This window comes from Pseudomonas aestiva (assembly GCF_039908605.1).
Classification (GTDB): domain Bacteria; phylum Pseudomonadota; class Gammaproteobacteria; order Pseudomonadales; family Pseudomonadaceae; genus Chryseomonas; species Chryseomonas aestiva.
On sequence record NZ_CP150916.1, the window covers coordinates 2,864,299 to 2,884,732 of the forward strand.

The window sequence follows — 20,434 nt, forward strand, 5'->3', positions numbered from 1 at the left end:
ACATGGCCGCCAACGCTCGTCCCGGCCTCAAGGGCCCGGCGATCTTTCTCGCCCAGTTTCTCGATGACCAGCCGCCCTTCGACACCCTGCCCAATCTGGCGCGCTGGGCGGCGGACCTCGGCTACCGGGGCATCCAGCTGCCGACGCTGGGCCCGCAGTGCCCGAATCTGGAGCGCGCCGCCGCCAGCCAGGACTACTGCGACGAACTGCTCGGGCAGTGCGCCGACGCCGGAGTGGCCATCAGCGAACTCTCCACCCACCTGCAGGGACAACTGGTCGCCGTGCATCCGGCCTTCAGCGAGGCCTTCGACGCCTTTGCCCCGCCGGCACTGCGCGGCCGCCCGGAAGAGCGCCAGGCCTGGGCAGTCAAGCAGCTCAAGCTGGCCGCCAAGGCCAGCCGCCGCCTCGGTCTCAAGGCGGTGGCGAGCTTTTCCGGCGCCCTGCTCTGGCCCTATGTCTATCCCTGGCCGCAGCGTCCGGCGGGTCTGGTGGACGAGGGCTTCGCCGAGCTGGCCCGTCGCTGGCGCCCCATCCTCGACGTCTACGGCGAAGAGGGCATCGACCTCTGCTTCGAATTGCATCCCGGCGAGGACCTGCACGACGGCGCCACCTTCGAGCGCTTCCTGGCAGCGGTCGACGACCATCCCCGGGCGCGGATCCTCTATGACCCCAGCCATTTCGTCCTGCAGCAGCTGGACTACCTGGGCTTCATCGACCGCTATCACGCACGCATCGGCATGTTCCACGTCAAGGACGCGGAATTCCGTCCCGATGCGCGCAGCGGCGTCTATGGCGGCTACCAGGACTGGGCCGAGCGGCCGGGGCGCTTCCGTTCTCTGGGCGACGGCCAGGTCGATTTCGGCGCCATCTTCAGCAAGCTCACCCAGTACGGCTTCGACGGCTGGGCGGTGCTGGAATGGGAGTGCTGCCTCAAGGACGCAGCCCAGGGCGCGGCGGAAGGGGCGCCCTTCATCCAGCGTCACCTGATCCAGCCGACCACCCGCGCCTTCGACGACTTCGCCGGCAGCGAGGCCGATCCGGCGCGCAATCGGCGAATGCTCGGCCTGGAGTAAGGCCCCCCTTCGTTTTTTCGTCACATAACCCACAATAAGGAAACGACGATGAACGCACTTTCGCTTCGCCTGAGCACCCTGATGTTCCTGCAGTTCTTCATCTGGGGCAGCTGGTTCGTCACCCTGGCGACCTTTCTCGGCAACACCCTGGGGGCCAATGGCGGCCAGATCGGCCAGGCCTTCGCCACCCAGTCCTGGGGCGCGATCCTGGCGCCCTTCGTGATCGGCCTGATCGCCGATCGCTACTTCAACGCCGAGCGCATCCTCGGCCTGCTGCACCTGGCCGGTGCGGTGCTGCTCTACCAGCTCTATGCGGCGGCCGACTTCAACACCTTCTATCCGCTGGTGCTGGCCTACATGCTCTGCTACATGCCGACCCTGGCGCTGGCCAATTCCGTGGCCTTCCGCCACCTGGCCGATCCGGCCCGGCAGTTCGCCAGGATCCGCGTCTGGGGCACCCTGGGCTGGATCGCCGCCGGCCTGGCGATCAGCTTCGTCTTCGCCTGGGACAGCCGCAGCGGCATCGCCGCCGGCGCCCTGCGCAACACCTTCCTGCTCGGCGCCGCGGCCTCCCTCCTCCTCGGCCTCTACAGCTTCAGCCTGCCGCGCACCGCGCCGCTGCCGGCCACCCGCGGCGGACTGGGCGCGATGCTCGGCCTGGACGCCCTACGCCTGCTCAAGGACCGCAGCTTCGCGGTGTTCTTTGCCGCCTCGGTGCTGATCTGCATTCCGCTGGCCTTCTACTACCAGAACGCCAACCTCTTTCTCGCTGAGCTGGGGGTGGCCAACCCCACCGGCATGATGACCCTCGGCCAGGTGTCCGAGGTGGGCTTCATGCTGCTCCTGCCGCTGTTCATCCGCCGCTTCGGCCTCAAGCGCACCCTGCTGGTGGGGATGCTGGCCTGGGCGGTGCGCTATGGCTGCTTCGCCCTGGGTGCCCAGGGTGACGCCCTCGCCTATCTGCTGCTCGGCATCGCCCTGCATGGGGTCTGCTACGACTTTTTCTTCGTGTCCGGGCAGATCTATACCGACGCCAAGGCCGGCGAAGCGAACAAGAGTGCGGCCCAGGGCCTGATCACCCTGGCCACCTACGGCGTGGGCATGCTGGTCGGCTTCCGGGTGGCCGGGATGGTCTCGGATCACTATGCCAGCGCCGCCGGCCACGACTGGCAGGGCATCTGGCTGTTCCCGGCGGTGTTCTCCCTTGGCGTGCTGCTGGCCTTTCTGGTCAGCTTCCGCGACGCCCGCCCGGCGCGTGCCGGCGCGGCTGCGCCCGTGCGCTAGGACCTCTCGGGCGGTGGCCCGACCTGAATAGCGTCGGGCCACCCAAAGCGCCTTTCCCCAGATACTTCAGATGGACCCATGGACCAGACGTTGCGCCTGTTGGTCTGCCCTTTCCGTTTCCCTCCCGCACCAGTCTCTCCACCAAGCCACGCCCCGCTGAACGCCTGGTCCGTCCATCACCCATCACCGACCTTGCGCACTGACGTCTTCACTAACCCGTTCGGATATCTGGCAAGACCAATTCTAAAAAATCAAATTGGTCTTGCCAGGCATCCAAACGGGGGTGTAGCTTTCCCTGCCATGGATCTCACATAGGGCAACGACCCTAGAACAACAAAAAGAGAGAGCACCATGCTGGATACCCCATCGCCCGGCGGCGAAGGTGGCGGCCCCGTACCGGCCGCGCCCGCGCCCTGCCTGACGCTCGAAAACATTTCCAAGCGCTTTCCCGGCGTCGTGGCCCTCGACGACGTCAGCCTCAGCCTCTACCCGGGTGAAGTCCACGCCATCTGCGGCGAGAACGGCGCCGGCAAGTCCACCCTGATGAAGATCGTCAGCGGCCAGCAGCCGCCGGACGCGGGGCGGATCCGCTACCTGGGCGAAGAGCGGCACTTCAAGTCCGTGTCGGAAGCCGAGCATGTCGGCATCGCCATCATTCACCAGGAACTCAACCTGGTGCCCCACCTCACGGTGGCGGAAAACATCTTCCTGGCCCGCGAGCCGGCGCGCTTCGGCCTGATCGACAGACGCAAGATGCAGGCGGACACCGAAGCCTGCCTGGCCCGCCTGGGCGTGGCCATCAGCCCCCGCGCCCCGGTGGCCAAGCTGTCGGTGGCCCAGCAGCAGATGGTGGAGATCGCCAAGGCACTGTCGCTGGACGCCCGGGTGCTCATCCTCGACGAACCGACCTCCTCGCTGACCGAAAGCGAGACCCAGGCGCTGTTCAAGGTCATCCAGGACCTCAAGGCGCGTGGCGTCGGCATGCTCTACATCTCCCACCGGCTGGACGAGATGCGCCACATCGTCGACCGGGTGACCATCCTGCGCGACGGTCGCTACGTCTCCACCCAGCGCTTTGCCGACACCAGTGTCGACGCCATAGTGGCGGGCATGGTCGGGCGCTCCCTCGACGAGAAATTTCCGCCGCGCACCTCGGTGCCCACCGGCGAGGTACTGTTGCGGGCGCAAGGCCTGGCCCGCAAGGGGGCCTTTCAGGACATCAGCTTCGAATTGCGCCGCGGCGAGATCCTCGGCTTCGCCGGCCTCATGGGCGCCGGGCGCACCGAGATCGCCCGGGCGATCTTTGGCGCCGATCGGCTGGATGCCGGCGAGGTGGAGATCAACGGCCGCGCGGTCACTATCCGCAGTCCGCGCGACGGCATCGACCAGGGCATCGCCTACCTGTCCGAGGACCGCAAGAAGGACGGCCTGGCGGTCAAGATGACCCTGGCGCACAACCTGACCCTGGCCAATCTGGATGCCCTCTGCGGGCCGCTGGGCTTCATCCGCTTCAAAGAGGAGGCGCGGGTCGCCCAGGACTACGTGCGGCGGCTGGACATCCGCACGCCCTCGATCGACAAGGTCACCCGCTACCTCTCGGGCGGCAACCAGCAAAAGATCATCATCGGCAAATGGCTGTTCCGGGACGCCCGGATCATGTTCTTCGACGAGCCCACCCGGGGCATCGACGTCGGCGCCAAGTACGCCATCTACGAAATGATGGACCAGCTGGCGGCCCAGGGCATCGGCGTCGTCCTGATCAGTTCGGAGCTGCCGGAATTGCTGGGCATGAGCGATCGGATCCTGGTCTTTCACGAAGGTTGCCTGACCGGTGATGTCGAGACCCGGGCCACGTCCCAGGACCAGATCATGCACTACGCCTCCGGCTGCACGTCGCACTGACGGCAGCTCGCCACGCGTGTCGAGCGAGACAGAGAAATGACCGAAAAACAAAAAGAATTTCTGCAGAAGTTTGGCGCCCTGGTCAGCCTGCTGGCCCTGATCGCGGTGTTTTCCTCCATGAGCAGTGCCTTCCTCACCATGGGCAACGGCATGAGCGTGGCCTTGCAGGTCACCTCCATCGCCTTTCTCGGCCTGGGTGCGACGGCGGTGATCATCACCAGCGGCATCGACCTCTCGGTGGGCTCGGTGCTGGCCCTGGCCGGCGTGGCCAACGCCATGGCGGTCAAGGCCGGGGCGTCCATCGAGGTGGGCATCCTGGTCGGCCTGATCGTCGGCGGGATCTGCGGCGCGATCAACGGCCTGTTCGTGACCCTGGTCAAGCTGCCGCCCTTCATCGCCACCCTGGGCATGATGCTGGTAGCCCGCGGCCTGGCGCTGCGACTGACCGATGCCCAACCCATCTCCGGCCTCGGCGCGGCCTTTGGCGTGCTCGGCAACGGTACCCTGGGCCGCATCGAACGCATCGGCGACGACGGCTTTCCCAACGTGATCTTTCCGGGCATCCCCTACCCGGTGATCATCATGATCGTCCTGGCCATCGCCCTGTGGCTGGTGCTCAGCCGCACCCGCCTGGGCCGCCACATCTATGCCGTGGGCTCGAACGCCGAAGCGGCCAGGCTCTCCGGGGTCAAGGTGCGCGCGGTCACCCTCTTCACCTATGTGCTGTCCGGCGTGCTGGCTGGCCTGACCGGCGCGGTGCTGATGTCGCGCCTGGTCACCGCCCAGCCGAACGAAGGGGTGATGTACGAACTGGACGCCATCGCCAGCGCGGTGATCGGCGGCACCTCGCTCTCCGGTGGCATCGGCAGCGTGTCGGGCACCCTGATCGGCGCCTTCACCATCGGCGTGCTGCGCAACGGCCTCAACATGCTCGGCGTCTCCAGTTTCACCCAGCAGATCATCATCGGCCTGGTGATCCTGCTTACCGTCTGTATCGACCAGCTCCGCAACCGCAAGAAGTGAACCCTCGATAACAACAACAAGGAACGACCGATGAAAAACTTCAAGAAAGTGGTCCTGGGTGTCGCCCTCTCCGCCGCGACCTCCCTGGCGCTGGCCGGTAACGGCGAGATCGCCGTCATCGTCAAGAGTGCCAACTCCAACTACTGGCAGAACGTGCAGAAGGGCGTGCAGGAGACGGCCAAGCAACACACCAGCTACAAGGTCACCTTCCAGGGACCGGCCTCGGAATCGGCGATCGCCGACGAGGTGAACATGGTGGTCAATGCCGTCAACCGCGGCGTCTCGGGCATCGTGCTGGCGCCGTCCGACCCGGACGCCCTGGTGCCGGCCATCAAGCAGGCCTGGGAAGCCCATATCCCGGTGGTGCTGATCGACTCCTCGGTGGCGGAAAGCGGCGCGCCCTACTACCAGTCCTTTCTCTCCACCGACAACAACAAGGCCGGCGAGCTGTCCGCCCAGCGCATGATCGAGAAGGTCGGCAAGACCGGCAAGATCGCCATCATGTCCTATGTGCCGGGCACCGGCTCGGAAACGGGCCGGGTCGGCGGCTTCCGCAAATACCTGGAGCAGCATTCGCAGCTGACCGTGGTGGGCCCCTTCTATTCCCAGTCGCAGATGGCCAACGCCCTCAACCAGACCACCGACGTCCTGGCCTCCAATCCCGACCTCAAGGGCATCTACGGCGCCAACGAACCCACCGCGGTCGGCATGGCCCGGGCCATCGCTCAGTCCGGCAAGGCCGGCAAGCTGCAGGCCATCGGCTTCGACGGCAACGAAGACCTGCAGGGCTTCGTGCGCGACGGCACCCTGGACGCCATCGTGGTGCAGAGTTCCTATCGCATGGGCCTGGAATCGGTCGCCACGGTGATCAAGGTCATCGAGAAGCAGAAGGTGCCCAAGTTCATCGACACCGGCGTCCTGCTCATCGACAAGGCCAACCTGGACAGCCCTGACGCACGCAACGTGCTCTATTGAGCGGAGGCCTGGCGATGAATCTCTCCGAACGGCGTCCCCTGGCGAAAAGCCCGCTGGCCCTGCCGGTGCTCGGGCTCGGCTGCTCCCAGCTGGGCGGACTGTACCGGGACATGCCCCTGCAGCAGGCCGTCGACACCCTGGCCGGCGCCTGGCAGCAGGGCATCCGCTATTTCGATACGGCGCCCTTCTATGGCTATGGCCGCTCGGAGCATCGCCTCGGGGCCTTTCTCGACGAATTGCCGCGGGATGACGTCGTGCTCAGCAGCAAGGTGGGCCGGCTGCTCGCGCCCAACGGCAGCGAGCGCGCCAACGACGACGGCTGGGCCCGGCCACTGCCCTTCAAGCCGGTCTACGACTACAGCTACGACGCCATCCTCAGGTCCCATGAAGACAGCCTGCAGCGACTGGGGCTGGCGCGGATCGACATCCTCTATGTGCACGACATCGGCCACCGCACCCATGGCGAGCGGCATGACCGGCACTGGCAGGCGCTGACCCGCGGCGGCGGTTTCCGCGCGCTGGAGGAGTTGCGCAGCGGAGGCCAGATCCAGGCCATCGGCCTGGGCGTCAACGAATGGGAGGTCGTGGTCGACAGCCTCGACGAGTGCCCGCTGGACTGCACCCTGCTGGCCGGTCGCTACACCCTGCTGGAGCAGGAGAGCCTGAGACCTCTGCTCGATCGCTGCCTGGCCCAGGGCCACGCCATCGTCGCCGGCGGGGTGTTCAACTCCGGGATCCTAGCCGGTGGCCAGCACTTCGACTATGGCGCCGCGCCGCCAGCGGTGGTGGCCAAGGTGCGGGCCCTGCAGGCTGTCTGCGCCGATTTCGCGATCCCGCTGGCCGCCGCGGCCCTGCAATTTCCCCTGGCGCATCCGGCGGTCGCCTCCGCGGTCATCGGCGCGCGCAGCGCCGAGCAGGTGGCCAGCAACCTGGCCTGGCTGCAGACGCCCATTCCGGCGGCCTTCTGGAGCACCCTCAAGCAGCGCGGCCTGCTGGACGCCGATGCCCCCGTGGCAGGAGCCCCGGCATGAAATTGCACAGCCCTTGCCGCCCCGCTCCCGGGCGCCGGACGCTGGCTGCCATTCCCGGCGCGCGCCGCACCATGAATCCAATGTGCATCCCGAGCGATGCGGAGTCTTCCTATGCTGACCGTCATCTGTGAAAAACCCGGCCTGCTGGTCTCCCGCGATACCCCCAAGCCCGCCCGTGGCGTTGGCGAAACCCTGATCCGTATCCGCCGGGTCGGCGTCTGCGGGACCGACCTGCACATCTACGAAGGCAACCAGCCCTATCTGGAATACCCACGGGTGATGGGCCACGAGATCTCCGGCGTCGTCGAGGAAACCGACGACAGCGGGCGTCTGCAGGCGGGGGACATCGTCTATGTGGTGCCCTACCTGTCCTGCGGCCAGTGCATCGCCTGCCGCCAGGGTAAGACCAACTGCTGCACCAGGATCGCGGTCCTGGGCGTGCATCGCGACGGCGCCCTCACCGAATACCTCAGTCTGCCCGACCGCTTCGTCTTCAAGGCCGAAGGCCTCACCCTCGACCAGGCGGCCATGGTGGAATTTCTCGCCATCGGCGCCCATGCCGTGCGCCGTTCGGGCCTGGGCCAGGCACAGCGCGTGCTGGTGGTGGGCGCCGGGCCCATCGGTATGGCGGCGGCGATCTTCGCCGGTATCGCCGGGGCCCAGGTCACCGTCCTGGACACCCGCAGCGATCGCCTGGAATTCTGTCGCCAGCACCTGCAGGTCGCGGCCACGGTCACCGTCGGTGACGGCGACAAGGACGAACTGGCGCGGCTGACCGACGGCGACTTCTTCGACGTGGTGTTCGACGCCACTGGCAACGCCCGCGCGATCGAGCGGGGTTTCGAATTCGTCGCCCATGCCGGCAGCTATGTGCTGATCTCGGTGGTCAAGGATCACATCCGCTTCGCCGATCCCGAGTTCCACAAGCGCGAGACCACCCTGCTGGGCAGTCGCAACGCCACCGCCGAGGATTTCCAGCATGTCGAGCGCTGCCTGCGCGAGGGCCTGATCCCGGACGCGGCACTCAATACCCACCGCCTGCAACTGGCCGAACTCCCCACCCGCTTCGCGGAGCTACTGGACCCGGCCCGCGGCGTCGTCAAAGCCATCGTCGAAATCTGAACGGGTCTGATCGGCCAGCACCGGCCGAGGAGCGAGAACATGACACGCTACTGTCTGCTGCTGGACCTGCGGGACGACCCCGCGCTCATCGCCGAATACGAACGCCAGCACGCGGCGGTCTGGCCCGAGGTCATCGCCCATCTGCGCGAAGCCGGCGTCGCCAACATGACCATCTGGCGCCTCGGCTGTCGGCTGACCATGCTGCTCGAAGCCGGACCGGACTTCTCCTTCGACCGCCTGCACGAGCTGGAACAGCGCAATCCCAGGATCCAGGAATGGGAAACCCTGATGGCGCGCTATCAGCTGTCCTCGCCCCAGGCGGGATCGGAGAAATGGCAGCTGGCGACCCCGCTGTTCGAGCTGGCCGCCCTGCCCTGAGCCGCTGGCGCCGAACCGGGTAGCCCATGAGATACTGAAGCCCTTGAAGATGCAGGTTTCATCGATGACGCTGCCCACTGCCACCACCGAAAGAAAGCTCTACCAGAAGATCGCGGATCGCCTGCGCCAGCATATCCGCGAGGGCGCCATCGAAGCCGGCGCCCGTTTGCCGCCGGAGCGCGACCTGGCGCTGTTGCTGGGCGTCTCCCGGCCGTCGCTGCGCGAAGCCCTGATCGCCCTGGAAATCGAAGGCAGCATCGAGGTCCGCCAGGGCTCCGGGATCTATGTGAACGCCGCGCTGCTGAACAATGGCGCCCGGACCTCCACCCTTGGCGAAAGTCCTTCGGAGTTGATGCACGCCCGGGCCATGATCGAGGGCGCGACCATCGTGCTGGCCTGTTCCCTGGGTGGCAAGGCCGATTACCGCTACCTGGCGAAGTGCATCCAGAACATGAGCGACAAGATCGCCCAGGGACTTTCGCCCATGGAGGACGATCGCAAGTTCCACTGCCGCCTGGCCCGGATGAGCGGCAACTCCACGCTGGTACGCATCATCACCTCGCTGTTCGACGAGCGTCACAGCCCCCTCTCCACCCACGTCGCCGAGCAGACCGAAAGCCAGAAGACCTGGGGCGTCGCCGTGGCCGAACACGAAGCCATCCTGCGCGCGGTGGAAGCCCGCGACCTGATCGGTGCCCAGACAGCCATGCGCCACCACCTGCTCTGTTCGGAAGCGCGCTGGCTCGAGGGCTTCGCCTCCAGCGAGGATTGAGGACGCCGCGTCCGCGGGCCTGGCTCAATACCTGCCGCACCGCCAGCGTCGGCGGCTACCTGGGAGCACTACGCTCGGCAACGCCTTTGCCGCTAGACTGCAGCCTCCCTTCGCAGACCAGAGCCGCTCGATGCTGCCATCCGACCAGACTCGGCTACCGCCACCCACCTCCCTGGAGAGTCGAATCAAGGCACGCTACGAACAGATGTCGGTCGTGGAGCAGAAGCTGTCCGACGTGATCCTGGCCGCGCCTGGCCAGCTCGCCATGCAGACCGCCACCGAGCTAGCCACCCGTGCCGGCGTCTCCAAGGCCACCGCCACACGCTTCTTCCGTACGCTGGGCTATGCCTCCTACGAAGAAGCCCGGCGCCAGGCCCGGACGCTGCGTGGAGAGGGCTCACCGCTCTATCTGCAGGACCGTGGCGCCGCCGAGCGCACGGTCGATGACCTCCTGCAGCATCATCTGGAGCAGGAACTGGCCAACGTCCGGCAGACCTATCAGTCGCTGAATCAGGACGAACTCTTCGCCGCCGTGCATGCCATCGTCGGTGCCCGGCGGGTGGTCATCATCGGCTTTCGGCATAGCCAGACCATCGCCCACATGGTCCGCAGCCATCTGATCCAGGTCCGCGGCGACATCCTGCTGCTGCCCTCACCCGGCGACAGCCTGGCCGAATATCTCGCCAGCCTGGGGCCGGACGATGTCGCCATCTGCATCGGGCTGCGGCGAAGGATGCCGCAACTCGAGAAGACCATGGCCGTGATGGGCCAGCTGGGGGTCCGCATGCTCTACCTGGCCGATGTCCTGGCCGGTAGCCCCGCTCAGCTGGCGAACTGGGTGATCCGCTGCCACACCGAAAGCACCCTGATGTTCGACAGCAACAGCAGCGTCTCGGCCATCACCAATCTGCTGTGCTCCCTGGTCGGCAAGGAATTGACTGGCCGCAAGATCTCCCACCTGGAGACCGCCGAGCGTCTGCACCAGCAACTGGAAGAGCTGGACAACCCCCGCTGACGCACCATTTCAATTCGTCATGCACCGGATAAAGGCAGCGGAGCGAATCCGTCCCGAAACATAAGAAACAAAAGTTTCCAATACATTTAAAAAGAAACATTAGTTTCTTCAAGGGGTTACGGCGCTCGCTACGGCAGCCGCCCGAGATGGCATGCTTTCTGCGATGAGGCCTGGGTCACCCCTCCGACCTAGGCGCTCCCATGACCTCTCTTGCTTACCGCTGTGCCATGACGCTTTCCGCCCTGGCCTTCGGGCTCGGCCTGCTGGGCGCTGCCAGCGCCGATACCCTCGATGACGTGAAAGCCCGCGGCAAGCTGGTGGTGGCCATAGATCCCACCTTCGCGCCCTACGAGTACACGGACGCCAGCGGCACCATCGTTGGCTATACACCGGAAATCATGCAGCGGGTGGCCGCCAGCCTGGGCGTCGCGCTCGAATACCAGAAGATGGCCTTCAGCGGCATCATCCCGGCGCTGATCGCCGGCTCCGTCGACGCCGAAGGCTCCTCGCTCAACGTTACCGCCGAGCGCGCCGCCAAGGTTCTCTTCACCGTGCCCTTCGGCAAGAGCGTCAACGCGGTCCTGGTGCGGGCCGACGAGACCCGGGTGACGGCCACCCCGCTGACCGTCGAAGCCCTTTCCGGCCTGACCGCTGCGGTCAAGGCCACCACCGCGCCTGAACAGCTGCTCAAGCAGTTCAACGGTCAACTGAAGGCGCGGCAGCTCCCGCCGATCAAGATCATCAGTGTCGACAGCGTCGACCAGACCCTGGCCGCGCTCATGACCCGCCGCGCCGATTTCGTCTTCGACGATCTCACCGTGCTGGGCGGTCTGACCAAGCAGCTGCCCGGCAAGGTCAAGCAGGTCGGCGAACTGGGTGACAGCCAGTGGATCAGCTGGGCCACCCGCAAGGGCGACGCGCGCCTGAACAAGGTGATCAGCGATGAAATCATCGCCCTCGAGCAATCCGGCGAACTGAAAACGCTGCAACAGCGCTATCTCGGGGTCAGCTTCGACCTGCCCACCGCCGACTTCATCCCCCGCCAGTGAGTCTTCCCATGCCTTGCCCAACCCATCACGTGCACGTCCCGGCCGGGCACGGCCGGACTTTCGAGATCCGTGCCGGCCAGTACCTCACCATCATCGACACCGACGGTCAGCAGGCGGCGGACTTCGTCGCCGTCGTGCGGGGCCGCCTGGAGGAGCAGCTGTCCCCGGTGCACACCCGCCGCCGGCTCAATTCGCTGTTCTTCGCGGTCGGCGACTGCCTCTACTCCACCGCCGACGAGCCGCTGCTGGAAGTGATCGCCGACACCATTGGCGTCCACGATGCCAACGTGCCCGCCTGCGATCCGACCCGCTTCAGCGTCGATTTCGGTGTGGATGGCCACCGTAACTGCCTGGACAACCTGCACGAAGGCCTGGCCGGTTACGGCCTGCTGGCGGTCAACGTGCCGGAGCCCTTCAACCTGTTCCAGAACGGACCGGTAACCGCCGACGGCCGCATGCAGGTCACCGACCCCAGGAGCAAGGCAGGCGATCACGTGGTGTTCCGGGCACTCAAGGACCTGGTCTGCGCCGTGTCCTCCTGTCCGCAGGACATCATTCCGGGCAATGGCCTGCACGTGACGCCCATTGATATCCGCATCGCCGACACCGCCCCCACTCCCGCCTGAGGACCGCCCCATGCTGTTGATGAAAGAACACCTCGACGAACGCGCGCCGCTGCCCGTGCAGCGGGTCGAGATCCGCGCCGGAAGCGCCGGTTCGATCGCCGTGAAGCGGGGTCAGTTGCTGCGCATCGAAGCCCTGGACGCCGGTGTGGTGGCCAGCCTGTTCGGCTTCAGCGAGGAGGATCCCCTGGTGCATCTCTCGGTCCATCACACACGGGTTTTCAGCAACTCCTATGTCCTCGGCTCGGGCATGCGGCTGGTGAACAATCGGCGGCGCCCGGTGATGGTCCTGGGCCAGGACAGCCTGGGCACCCACGACCTGCTGCTGCCCGCCTCCACCAGCGCCTTCCTGCGCAGCCGCGGCTATGCGCAGACCGGCTGCGTCGAAGCGGTACAGGCCGAGCTCGCGCGGCTGGGTCGGCGCCAGCCCAAGCTTCCGGACCCCGTCAACCTGTTCATGCATGTCGTGCTGGAACGCGATGGCAGCCTGCATCCCCAGCCGAACCGGACCAAGGCGGGCGACCGGATCACCTGCCGCGTGGTGCAGGACATGCTCTTCGTCGTCTCGACCTGCTGCACGGGCATTCCCGGCAACGACCAGGTCGGCGCCGTGGCGCTCGCGGTCGCGGAAAGCCTGAGCGACTTCCCGGAGTAAGCCGTGCTGGAACAGATGCTCAAGATCCTGCCGGAGCTGGGGCCCGGATTGCTGGTCACGCTCGAGCTGACGCTGGCCGCGGCGCTGCTCAGCTTCAGCGTCGGTCACCTCATCTGGTGGCTGCGACAACACCAGGCCTGGCTGCCCAGCCGGCTGGGCAGCCTGTACATCAGCCTGATGCGCGGAACGCCTTCCATCGTCCAGCTGTTCTTGGTGTTCTTCTCGCTGCCGCTGCTCGGCCTGGGCGGCAAACCGCTGCTGGCCGCCGTGCTCGCGCTCGGCCTGAACAGCGCCGCCTATACCGCGGAGATCCTGCGGGGAAGCTATCGCAACCTGGCCAGTGGCCAGACCGAGGCGTCCCTGGCCCTGGGACTCTCCCACCTGCAGTGCTGGCGTCACGTCCTGGCACCCCAGGCGCTGCGCAGCAGCCTGCCGGCGCTGGTCAACGAATTCACGCTGATCGTCAAGACCACGCCCCTGGCGTCCGTGATCGCCGTGACCGAGCTGACCTACGCCGGACAGCTGATCATCGCCCGCACCTACGAGGCCGGACCGGTGATGCTGCCGGTCGTCGCCGGCTACCTGCTGGTGTGCTGGCCGATCCTGCTGCTCGCTCGGCGCCTGGAAGGGCGTTTCGCCACCGCGAGGAACGCCTGATGGATCTGGGCATCATCCTGGCCTACGCCCCGTCGCTGCTCGCCGGCCTGGTCTACACCCTGCAACTCTCCCTGATCACGGCGCTGCCCGCCCTGCTCCTGGCCGCCCTGCTGGCCTGGATCCGGCTGCGCGGCCGCCAACCACTGCTCCAGCTGCTGGCGCGCGGCTACACCGACCTCATCCTGGGCCTGCCGCTGCTGGTGCTGATCTATGTGCTCTTCTTCATCCTGCCGGAATACGGCCTCACCCTGTCCTCGCCCCTGGTGGGGGTCACGGCCCTGACCCTGTACTACGGTCCCTATCTGGCCCAGGTGCTGCGCGCCGCCTTCGCGGCCATTCCGCCAGGGCAATTCGAGGCCTGCAGCGCCCTGGGCATGTCCCGCTGGCAGAGCTTCCGCCATGTCGCCCTGGCCCAGGCGCTCCCCGTGGCCCTGCCGCCGGCGACCGGCCTGTTCATCGGCCTGCTGAAGGATTCGGCGCTGCTGTCGGTGGTCTCGGTCGAGGAGTTCATGTACGCGGCCAAGCAGGCCATTTCGGAAAGCTACGCCCCCCTGGAAATCTATCTGGCGGTCGCCCTGAGCTACTGGCTGGTCACACTTGCCATCGATGCGGCCGCCGGCGCCTGGGAGCGCCGCCTCACCCGCCATCGCATCCACTAGTCACCCACGAGGTTCATCCATGTCACATCCCCTCGCTTCCATCGTCGTACCCGCCGGTCACGGCAAGGCCGTCCGCCTACGCGCCGGCCAAAGCGTGCAGGTCATCAATACCCACGGTACCCAGGTCGTCGACTGCTGGGCCTGGAATGCCTATGACCTCAACGAATACATGTGCATGGAGGCCACCCGGGTCTATACCCAGCACCTCAATCCCGTGGTCGGCGACAGCTTCGTCACCAGCGAGCGCCACCCGATCCTGACCGTGGTCGAAGACACCTCCCCGGGGGTCCACGATACCTTCATGGCGGCCTGCGACCGCCGTCGCTACGAATTGCTCGGGTGCAGCCACTACCACCGGAACTGCACCGACAACCTGGTCGAGGGCATGCTGGAACTGGGCGTCACGCCGCCCCGGCGCAGCCTCGCCTCCTTCAATATCTTCATGAACATCCGGGTACAGCCGGACAATATCCACCTGGACACCCTGCCCACGGTGACCCGCCCAGGCGACTTCATCACCCTGCGCGCGGAAATGGACTGCTTCGTCGCCTTCTCGGCCTGCCCCCAGGATATCGTCAGCATCCAGGGGGAAGGCGACAACACGCCCAAGGACGCCGAGCTGCGCATCCTCGACGACGTCTATCCCCATATTCCGCTCCGGGGTCCCTGGGTGCCCGCCCATTTGGCGGCACGCTCGGGCTGAGCCGCGCTGGCCTGGCGTCACCTCGGGAGACGCCAGGCCCCGCCAGCATCCCGGTGGGCTACGTCCAGTAGGCAATCAATCAGGCTGATCGAGAACTAGGCGCGCTGACCATATCCTTAAAGTATCAAGCACCGACTTTTCATATATTTTTAATCTTTCAGCAAAGTCCTTAAGGTTCCCGTCGTGAGCGGCCACCGCCTCACGACGAAACGCGCCCAATAACAATAACGCGTCAAGGAATCTCACCATGCGCATGCCACCGCTAGCCCTCGGGGTCGGTACCGCCGCCCTCGCCTCCTTTCTACCCTCCGATGCCTTCGCCGAGTTCTTTGCCGACAGCAAGGCCGACCTGGAACTGCGCAACTTCTACTTCAACGGCGACTATCGCCAGTCGGGCGCCCGGCAATCCAAGCGGGAGGAATGGGCCCAGGGCTTCATTCTCGATTACGAATCCGGCTTCACCGAGGGGCCGGTGGGCTTCGGCCTCGACGCCCTGGGCATGCTCGGCCTCAAGCTGGATTCGGGGCCGGACCGGCAGAACACCGGTCTGTTGCCGGTGGGCGACCGGCGAGCGCCCGACGACTACAGCAAGCTCGGGCTGACCGGCAAGGTGCGGGTGTCCAGGAGCACCCTGCAGGTCGGCACCCTGATCCCCCGGCTGCAGACCATCCGCAGCAGCAACTCCCGCCTGTTGCCGCAGACCTTCCAGGGCGCCCAGCTGGTGTCGAAGGAACTGGACAACCTGACCTTCAACGCCGGGCGGCTGACCCAGAACCGCGTTCGCAACGACAGCGCCAACGAGGACATGACCGTAGCCGGCAGCGGTATCAGCGGCGGCCGCGCGTCCGACCAGTTCGATTTCGCCGGCCTGAGCTACAAATGGAGCCAGCAGCTCACTACCGTCTACGACTACGGTCACCTCGACCAGAACTACGAACAGCATATGTTCAACGTGCTGCACGTCCTGCCGCTCGGCAAGGGCCAGTCGCTGGAGACGGATCTGCGCTATGCCCGCTCGCGCAAGGACGGCGGCAGCAACGTCGACAACGATGCCTATGGCGCCAAGTTCACCTACAACCTGGGTCACCATGCCTTCGGCGCCGCCTACCAGCAGATGCACGGCGAAACCGGCTTCCCCCATCTCAACGGCACCGATTCGTACCTGGTCAACTACGTGATGCTGTCGCCGGATTTCGCCAATCCGGGCGAGCGCTCCTGGCAGGTGCGCTACGACTACGACTTCGCCGCCTGGGGCCTCCCGGGCCTCGCCTTCATGACGCGCTATCTCAGGGGCGACCATTTCGACGGGCCCGGCGGTGTCGCCGGTCAGGAGTGGGAACGCGATACCGAGCTGGAATACACCTTCCAGACCGGCGCGCTGAAGAACTTCAAGGTGCGTTGGCGCAATGGCAGCTACCGCAGCCATAACGACACCGAGCTCGACCAGAACCGCCTGATCCTCAGCTACACCCTGCCCCTGCTCTGACCCCACCGCCGGCTGCGGACCGCGCCGGCCTCGATCCCATCCCGACAGGACTTTCCTCCATGCCCGTTACCCCGCGTTTGCTGCCGCTCGCCCTGCTCGTCGCCCTGGCCGCCGGTACCCCGGCACTGGCCGCCAATACCGCTGACGCCCCTTGCAAGACCACCGCCGAGTGCAAGGCCGAGGTCGCCAGGATCGGCGGCACCGTGACCCACAGTGGCACCCGCGCTGGCGGCGTCGAAGACCAGTTCGACGGGCTGAACCGCATCAACAAAGCCTCCATCGTGATGCTGACAGAGGAAGGCATCGTTACCCCGGAAATGGGGCGCAAGATCGCCAGCGGGGTCGAATTCGCCATCGACCAGGGAGGGCAGCCGGACGGCAAGCGACCCACCGACATCCTCCAGCTGGAAAAGATCATGACCGACAAGATCGGGCCGGAAGCCTCGCTGATCCACTCGGGCCGCAGTCGCCAGGACATCTATGCCACCTACCGCCTGGCGTCCCTGCGTGGCCAGGTGCTGGCCTACAGCGACGCCGTGAACGCGACCCGTCAGCGCCTGCTGACCCTGGCCGCCGCCAACGTCGATACCCTGGTGCCGGCCTATACCAACGGCGTCCAGGCGATGCCGATCTCCTACGCCCACTATCTGCTCGCCTACGCCGATTCCTTCGCCCGCGACGCCCAGCGCATCGCCCAGCTCTATCAGCGCCTCAACCTCAGCCCGATGGGTACCGCCGTGCTGGCCAATTCTGCCTATCCGCTGAACCGCGAGCGTCTCGCCGCCCTGCTCGGCTTCGATGGGGTGCGGCAGAATTCGCTGGATTCCAGCCAGGTCTCTACCTATGACATCCCCATCGAGGCGGCCGACATCGCCGCCTCCTCGGCGATCCGGCTGGGGGCGATGATCGGCGACATCCATACCCAGTACCACCAGATCCGCCCCTGGCTGCTGCTGGAGGAAGGCTCCACCTACACCAGCAGCGCCATGCCGCAGAAGCGCAATCCCGGACTGCTGATGCGCACCCGGGAAGCCGCCTCGGACACCATCGGCCTGGCGCAGACCATCACCCTGCGCGCGCACAACGTGACCACCGGCATGACGGACTACAAGTTCGCCTTCGACGACCTGAATTTCTATGACTCGGCCATCGGCATGTTCACCAGCATGGACCGCGTGCTCGACGCCCTGAAGGTCAATCCGCAGCGCGCCCTGGAAGAGCTGGAGCACGAATGGACCACCTCGATGGAGCTGGCCGACACCCTGGAACGAGCGCACAAGGTGCCCTTCCGCATCGGTCACAGCTTCGCCTCGCTGATCGTCACCGAGGCCCGCAACGAAGGCTACACGCCCAAGACTTTCCCCTTCGCCAAGGCCCGGCAGCTCTACACCCAGGCCGCTGAGAAGTACCAGTGGAAGGAAACCAGCCTGCCGCTGCAGGAGGCCGAATTCCGCAATGCCCTCTCGCCGACCAGCATGGTCAAGACCCGGGTCGGTACCGGCGGTCCGCAACCGGCCGAGGTGCAGCGCATGCTCGGCGAGGCGAAGCAGGCCCTGCAGACCGATGTCGACTGGACCAAGGCCCGGCGTCAGCGGCTCGCCGAGGCCGACACCGCGCTCGATCAGGCCTTTGCCAAGCTGCTGAAGCCGTGATCGCCTAGTGCCGTCCACGGGCGAGCGCCGCCGCCAGCTGCGGCCGGTCCAGCGTCCCCTGCCAGCGCGCCAGCGCCAGGCAAGCGACGCAGTTACCCAGCACATTGGTGAGCGAGCGGCACTTCATCAGCCGCTCGACGCCCAGCAGCAGGCCGACCGCCTCCACTGGCACGAAGTGCAGGATCGACAGGATCGCCGCCAGGGTCAGGAAGGCCGAGCCGGCGACGCTGGTGGAGCCCAGGGTAGTGATCAGACCGACGAGCAGGAAGCTCGCCAACTGCGCGGCCGACAGCTCGATCCCGGCGAACTGGGTGAGGAACAGCAGCGCCACGGCGATATAGAGATTCGAGCCTGCCAGGTTGAAGGTGTAGCCGGTGGTCAATGACAACCGCACCAGCTCCGTCGGGCAACCGGCGCGTTCGAGGCGGCCGATCAGCAGGGGCAAGGCCGCGACCGAGGAACCGGTCACCGCCACCAGCAGCAACTCGTGCTTCAGCCAGAGGATCAGGCGCAGCAGGGAAAAGCCACAGAGCCGCGCCACCAGCCCCAGCACGCCGCAGACGAAACACAGGGCGGCCAGATAGACCGCGAGCAGAAACTTCAACAGCGGCCACAGGGAGGCGCCGCCATAACGGGAAACGGTAAAGGCCATGGCCGCAAAGGCGGCGAGCGGCGCCAGGCGGAGGAACAGGCGCAGCAGCCGCAGCATGAACCCCAGGGTCCGCTCGATCCCGGCGAGCCAGGGTGTGCCATGCTCACCCAGGGCACGCAGGATGAGTCCCAGGGCGATGGCCAGGCACAGCAGCGGCAATATGGCGCTCTGGGTAAAGGCGCCCAGTAGGGTACCTGGCAGACTGTCGAGCAGACCTGGCATCGACGAGGGAGCAGCCGGCAACAGGGGGTCCGCCGGTTCGGCACTGCCCCAGCTGATCGATATCGGGCCAGGCGCGACGGCGCTGCCGGGATGGATCACCAGACCGACGAGCAGACCAACCAGCAGGGACAGCAGGGACATCACCTGAAAGTACAGCACCATGCGCGCCGCCATGGCGCCGACGCCCCGACCCAGGCGGGCAATGGCCGACACGATCAGCGCGAACATCAGCAGCGGGATGGCCAGGCCAAGGGTGCGCAGGAACAGATCGCTCAAGGGCTTCATGGCCGCGGCCAGCTCGGGACGCCAGAGACCGAGCAGCAGCCCGCTGGCGAGCGCCACGCCTAGCTGCACACTGCCGTTGCGAGCGATCCGCGCGATCATCCGGATTCCTGTCGTTATTATTGTGCGAGGCGCCAGACACCTTGCGCCCCATCCTAACCGATCGGTCATCCAGACCGGCGTCAGCGAGGTCAGCGAGCGAATGGAATTGCGGCATCTGCGTTACTTCGTCACGGTGGCCGAAGAGCAGCACTTCACCCGCGCCGCCGCGCGCCTGCACATGCAGCAGCCGCCGCTCAGCCAGCAGATCCGGGCCTTGGAAGACGAACTCGGCTTCGCCCTCTTCCTGCGTCACCCTAAGGGTGTCGTGCTGACCGCTGGCGGCGCGGCCTTCCTGCAGGAGGCCCGTGACATCCTGGCCCGGGTCGGCCAGGGCGCGCATCGCGCGGCGAGGGTCGCCAAGGGCATCGACGGCACCCTGACGCTGGGTTTCACCAGTTCGGCGGCCGCCCATGCGCTGATCCCCCGCGTCATCCGCGCCTACCGGGAGCGCTACCCGGACGTGGAAATCGTCATCGCCGAGGACAACGCCCAGGGCCTCACCCAGCGGGTGGCGGAAGGCCGCCTGGACCTCGGCATCCTGCGCGCCCCGGTCAGCGCGCCGGACGGCGTCACCTATCACCGCCTGCTCAATGAGGCGATGCTGCTCGCCTTGCCGAGTAATCATCGACTCATCACGGGGATCGGCGCAGCGACGCTGGACAGCCTGGCGCAACGCGGACTGCCGCTGACGGCCCTGGCCGATGAAGCCTTCATCCTGGTGCGCAAGCCAGGCGCGCCGGGCATGTATGCCAAGCTGCTGGATGCCTGTCGCCATGCCGGCTTCGAACCCAGAGTCGCCTTCGAAGTCGATCGCATGCTCACCAACCTGAGCCTGGTGGCGGCCGGCGCCGGCATCTCCGCGGTACCGGCGTCCATGACCGAACTGCACAGGTCCAGCATCTGCTACTGCCCCATCCTGGACGCCCGCCCCCGGCTGGCCGCCCCGATCACCCTGGCCTGTCGCGCCTTCAATCCCTCGCCCGCCCTGCAGAACTTCATCGTCCTGGCCCGGCACCTGGCGGGCAGACCACAGCGGCGGGCGCGGGGCTGAACGCCGCGCAGTAGCCCATCTCCTCCTTGCGAACCTGGAAGCTTGCCCGGTTATTCCGATCCGGGC

General features: G+C 66.4%; 20 protein-coding genes. 19 read left to right on the forward strand and 1 reads right to left on the reverse strand.

Annotated features, from left to right (window positions below; translation table 11 throughout):
• Positions 1 to 2 precede the first annotated feature (2 nt).
• The 18 genes from AABM56_RS13370 (at position 3) to AABM56_RS13455 (ending at position 18,059) form a co-directional block, all read left to right on the forward strand.
• Positions 3 to 1,073 (forward strand): sugar phosphate isomerase/epimerase, encoded by a 1,071-nt coding sequence (locus tag AABM56_RS13370; RefSeq protein ID WP_133860900.1) that lies wholly within the window; start codon positions 3 to 5, stop codon positions 1,071 to 1,073.
• A 48-nt stretch (positions 1,074 to 1,121) separates the two neighbouring features.
• Positions 1,122 to 2,357, forward strand: coding sequence for an MFS transporter (locus AABM56_RS13375; RefSeq protein ID WP_263259165.1), 1,236 nt, complete (start codon positions 1,122 to 1,124; stop codon positions 2,355 to 2,357).
• A 351-nt stretch (positions 2,358 to 2,708) separates the two neighbouring features.
• Entirely contained in the window at positions 2,709 to 4,259 is a 1,551-nt protein-coding gene (locus AABM56_RS13380; RefSeq protein ID WP_133860902.1) for a sugar ABC transporter ATP-binding protein, read from the forward strand.
• 36 nt (positions 4,260 to 4,295) lie between these two features.
• Entirely contained in the window at positions 4,296 to 5,282 is a 987-nt protein-coding gene (locus AABM56_RS13385) for an ABC transporter permease (RefSeq protein ID WP_347883349.1), read from the forward strand.
• 30 nt (positions 5,283 to 5,312) lie between these two features.
• The gene (locus tag AABM56_RS13390; RefSeq protein WP_133860903.1) at positions 5,313 to 6,257 is read left to right on the forward strand and encodes an ABC transporter substrate-binding protein; all 945 of its coding nucleotides are present in this window, start codon (positions 5,313 to 5,315) and stop codon (positions 6,255 to 6,257) included.
• Positions 6,258 to 6,271: 14 nt separating this feature from the next.
• Complete coding sequence (locus AABM56_RS13395; RefSeq protein ID WP_133860904.1) at positions 6,272 to 7,288, forward strand: aldo/keto reductase; 1,017 nt, start codon at positions 6,272 to 6,274, stop codon at positions 7,286 to 7,288.
• Between the two features lie 111 nt (positions 7,289 to 7,399).
• Positions 7,400 to 8,410 (forward strand): zinc-binding alcohol dehydrogenase family protein, encoded by a 1,011-nt coding sequence (locus AABM56_RS13400; protein ID WP_133860905.1) that lies wholly within the window; start codon positions 7,400 to 7,402, stop codon positions 8,408 to 8,410.
• 39 nt (positions 8,411 to 8,449) lie between these two features.
• Positions 8,450 to 8,788, forward strand: coding sequence for an L-rhamnose mutarotase (locus tag AABM56_RS13405; protein WP_133860906.1), 339 nt, complete (start codon positions 8,450 to 8,452; stop codon positions 8,786 to 8,788).
• A 64-nt stretch (positions 8,789 to 8,852) separates the two neighbouring features.
• Positions 8,853 to 9,560, forward strand: coding sequence for a FadR/GntR family transcriptional regulator (locus AABM56_RS13410; RefSeq protein ID WP_133860907.1), 708 nt, complete (start codon positions 8,853 to 8,855; stop codon positions 9,558 to 9,560).
• A gap of 130 nt (positions 9,561 to 9,690) precedes the next feature.
• Positions 9,691 to 10,575: a MurR/RpiR family transcriptional regulator gene (locus AABM56_RS13415; protein WP_133860908.1), complete on the forward strand. Its 885-nt coding sequence runs from the start codon at positions 9,691 to 9,693 to the stop codon at positions 10,573 to 10,575.
• A gap of 200 nt (positions 10,576 to 10,775) precedes the next feature.
• Entirely contained in the window at positions 10,776 to 11,624 is an 849-nt protein-coding gene (locus AABM56_RS13420) for a transporter substrate-binding domain-containing protein (RefSeq protein ID WP_263259163.1), read from the forward strand.
• Positions 11,625 to 11,632: 8 nt separating this feature from the next.
• Positions 11,633 to 12,250 carry a DUF1989 domain-containing protein gene (locus tag AABM56_RS13425; protein WP_133860910.1) on the forward strand — a complete coding sequence of 206 codons (618 nt, stop codon included), beginning with the start codon at positions 11,633 to 11,635 and terminating at the stop codon, positions 12,248 to 12,250.
• A gap of 10 nt (positions 12,251 to 12,260) precedes the next feature.
• On the forward strand, positions 12,261 to 12,902 hold the full coding sequence (locus tag AABM56_RS13430; protein WP_133860911.1) for an urea carboxylase-associated family protein: 642 nt from the start codon (positions 12,261 to 12,263) through the stop codon (positions 12,900 to 12,902).
• A 3-nt stretch (positions 12,903 to 12,905) separates the two neighbouring features.
• On the forward strand, positions 12,906 to 13,559 hold the full coding sequence (locus tag AABM56_RS13435) for an amino acid ABC transporter permease (RefSeq protein WP_218568707.1): 654 nt from the start codon (positions 12,906 to 12,908) through the stop codon (positions 13,557 to 13,559).
• Positions 13,559 to 14,218, forward strand: coding sequence for an amino acid ABC transporter permease (locus AABM56_RS13440; RefSeq protein ID WP_133860912.1), 660 nt, complete (start codon positions 13,559 to 13,561; stop codon positions 14,216 to 14,218). The genes AABM56_RS13435 and AABM56_RS13440 overlap by 1 nt, the downstream gene beginning before the upstream one ends.
• Before the next feature lie 19 nt (positions 14,219 to 14,237).
• Positions 14,238 to 14,921, forward strand: a complete 684-nt coding sequence (locus tag AABM56_RS13445; protein ID WP_133860913.1) for a DUF1989 domain-containing protein — start codon at positions 14,238 to 14,240, stop codon at positions 14,919 to 14,921.
• Between the two features lie 247 nt (positions 14,922 to 15,168).
• Complete coding sequence (locus tag AABM56_RS13450) at positions 15,169 to 16,407, forward strand: OprD family porin (protein WP_263259162.1); 1,239 nt, start codon at positions 15,169 to 15,171, stop codon at positions 16,405 to 16,407.
• A gap of 59 nt (positions 16,408 to 16,466) precedes the next feature.
• A complete protein-coding gene (locus AABM56_RS13455) occupies positions 16,467 to 18,059 on the forward strand; it encodes an argininosuccinate lyase (RefSeq protein ID WP_347883350.1) in 1,593 nt (530 codons plus the stop codon).
• A 4-nt stretch (positions 18,060 to 18,063) separates the two neighbouring features.
• Here AABM56_RS13455 and AABM56_RS13460 read toward each other — a convergent pair whose 3' ends face one another.
• Positions 18,064 to 19,317: a cation:dicarboxylase symporter family transporter gene (locus AABM56_RS13460; protein ID WP_347883351.1), complete on the reverse strand. Its 1,254-nt coding sequence runs from the start codon at positions 19,315 to 19,317 to the stop codon at positions 18,064 to 18,066.
• 100 nt (positions 19,318 to 19,417) lie between these two features.
• On the opposite strand from AABM56_RS13460, the gene AABM56_RS13465 reads away from it, so the two are divergent.
• Positions 19,418 to 20,368 carry a LysR family transcriptional regulator gene (locus AABM56_RS13465; RefSeq protein ID WP_347883352.1) on the forward strand — a complete coding sequence of 317 codons (951 nt, stop codon included), beginning with the start codon at positions 19,418 to 19,420 and terminating at the stop codon, positions 20,366 to 20,368.
• The last annotated feature ends 66 nt before the right edge of the window (positions 20,369 to 20,434 follow it).

Bases quoted from the DNA above. Each gene is read 5' to 3' on its own strand.
- AABM56_RS13455 (WP_347883350.1), top strand. From the start codon at position 16,467: ATGCCCGTTACCCCGCGTTTGCTGCCGCTCGCCCTGCTCGTCGCCCTG.
- AABM56_RS13420 (WP_263259163.1), top strand. From the start codon at position 10,776: ATGACCTCTCTTGCTTACCGCTGTGCCATGACGCTTTCCGCCCTGGCC.
- AABM56_RS13415 (WP_133860908.1), top strand. From the start codon at position 9,691: ATGCTGCCATCCGACCAGACTCGGCTACCGCCACCCACCTCCCTGGAG.
- AABM56_RS13430 (WP_133860911.1), top strand. From the start codon at position 12,261: ATGCTGTTGATGAAAGAACACCTCGACGAACGCGCGCCGCTGCCCGTG.
- AABM56_RS13390 (WP_133860903.1), top strand. From the start codon at position 5,313: ATGAAAAACTTCAAGAAAGTGGTCCTGGGTGTCGCCCTCTCCGCCGCG.
- AABM56_RS13405 (WP_133860906.1), top strand. From the start codon at position 8,450: ATGACACGCTACTGTCTGCTGCTGGACCTGCGGGACGACCCCGCGCTC.
- AABM56_RS13440 (WP_133860912.1), top strand. From the start codon at position 13,559: ATGGATCTGGGCATCATCCTGGCCTACGCCCCGTCGCTGCTCGCCGGC.
- AABM56_RS13400 (WP_133860905.1), top strand. From the start codon at position 7,400: ATGCTGACCGTCATCTGTGAAAAACCCGGCCTGCTGGTCTCCCGCGAT.
- AABM56_RS13395 (WP_133860904.1), top strand. From the start codon at position 6,272: ATGAATCTCTCCGAACGGCGTCCCCTGGCGAAAAGCCCGCTGGCCCTG.
- AABM56_RS13375 (WP_263259165.1), top strand. From the start codon at position 1,122: ATGAACGCACTTTCGCTTCGCCTGAGCACCCTGATGTTCCTGCAGTTC.
- AABM56_RS13445 (WP_133860913.1), top strand. From the start codon at position 14,238: ATGTCACATCCCCTCGCTTCCATCGTCGTACCCGCCGGTCACGGCAAG.
- AABM56_RS13380 (WP_133860902.1), top strand. From the start codon at position 2,709: ATGCTGGATACCCCATCGCCCGGCGGCGAAGGTGGCGGCCCCGTACCG.
- AABM56_RS13460 (WP_347883351.1), bottom strand. From the start codon at position 19,317: ATGATCGCGCGGATCGCTCGCAACGGCAGTGTGCAGCTAGGCGTGGCG.
- AABM56_RS13465 (WP_347883352.1), top strand. From the start codon at position 19,418: ATGGAATTGCGGCATCTGCGTTACTTCGTCACGGTGGCCGAAGAGCAG.
- AABM56_RS13385 (WP_347883349.1), top strand. From the start codon at position 4,296: ATGACCGAAAAACAAAAAGAATTTCTGCAGAAGTTTGGCGCCCTGGTC.
- AABM56_RS13425 (WP_133860910.1), top strand. From the start codon at position 11,633: ATGCCTTGCCCAACCCATCACGTGCACGTCCCGGCCGGGCACGGCCGG.
- AABM56_RS13410 (WP_133860907.1), top strand. From the start codon at position 8,853: ATGACGCTGCCCACTGCCACCACCGAAAGAAAGCTCTACCAGAAGATC.
- AABM56_RS13370 (WP_133860900.1), top strand. From the start codon at position 3: ATGGCCGCCAACGCTCGTCCCGGCCTCAAGGGCCCGGCGATCTTTCTC.
- AABM56_RS13450 (WP_263259162.1), top strand. From the start codon at position 15,169: ATGCGCATGCCACCGCTAGCCCTCGGGGTCGGTACCGCCGCCCTCGCC.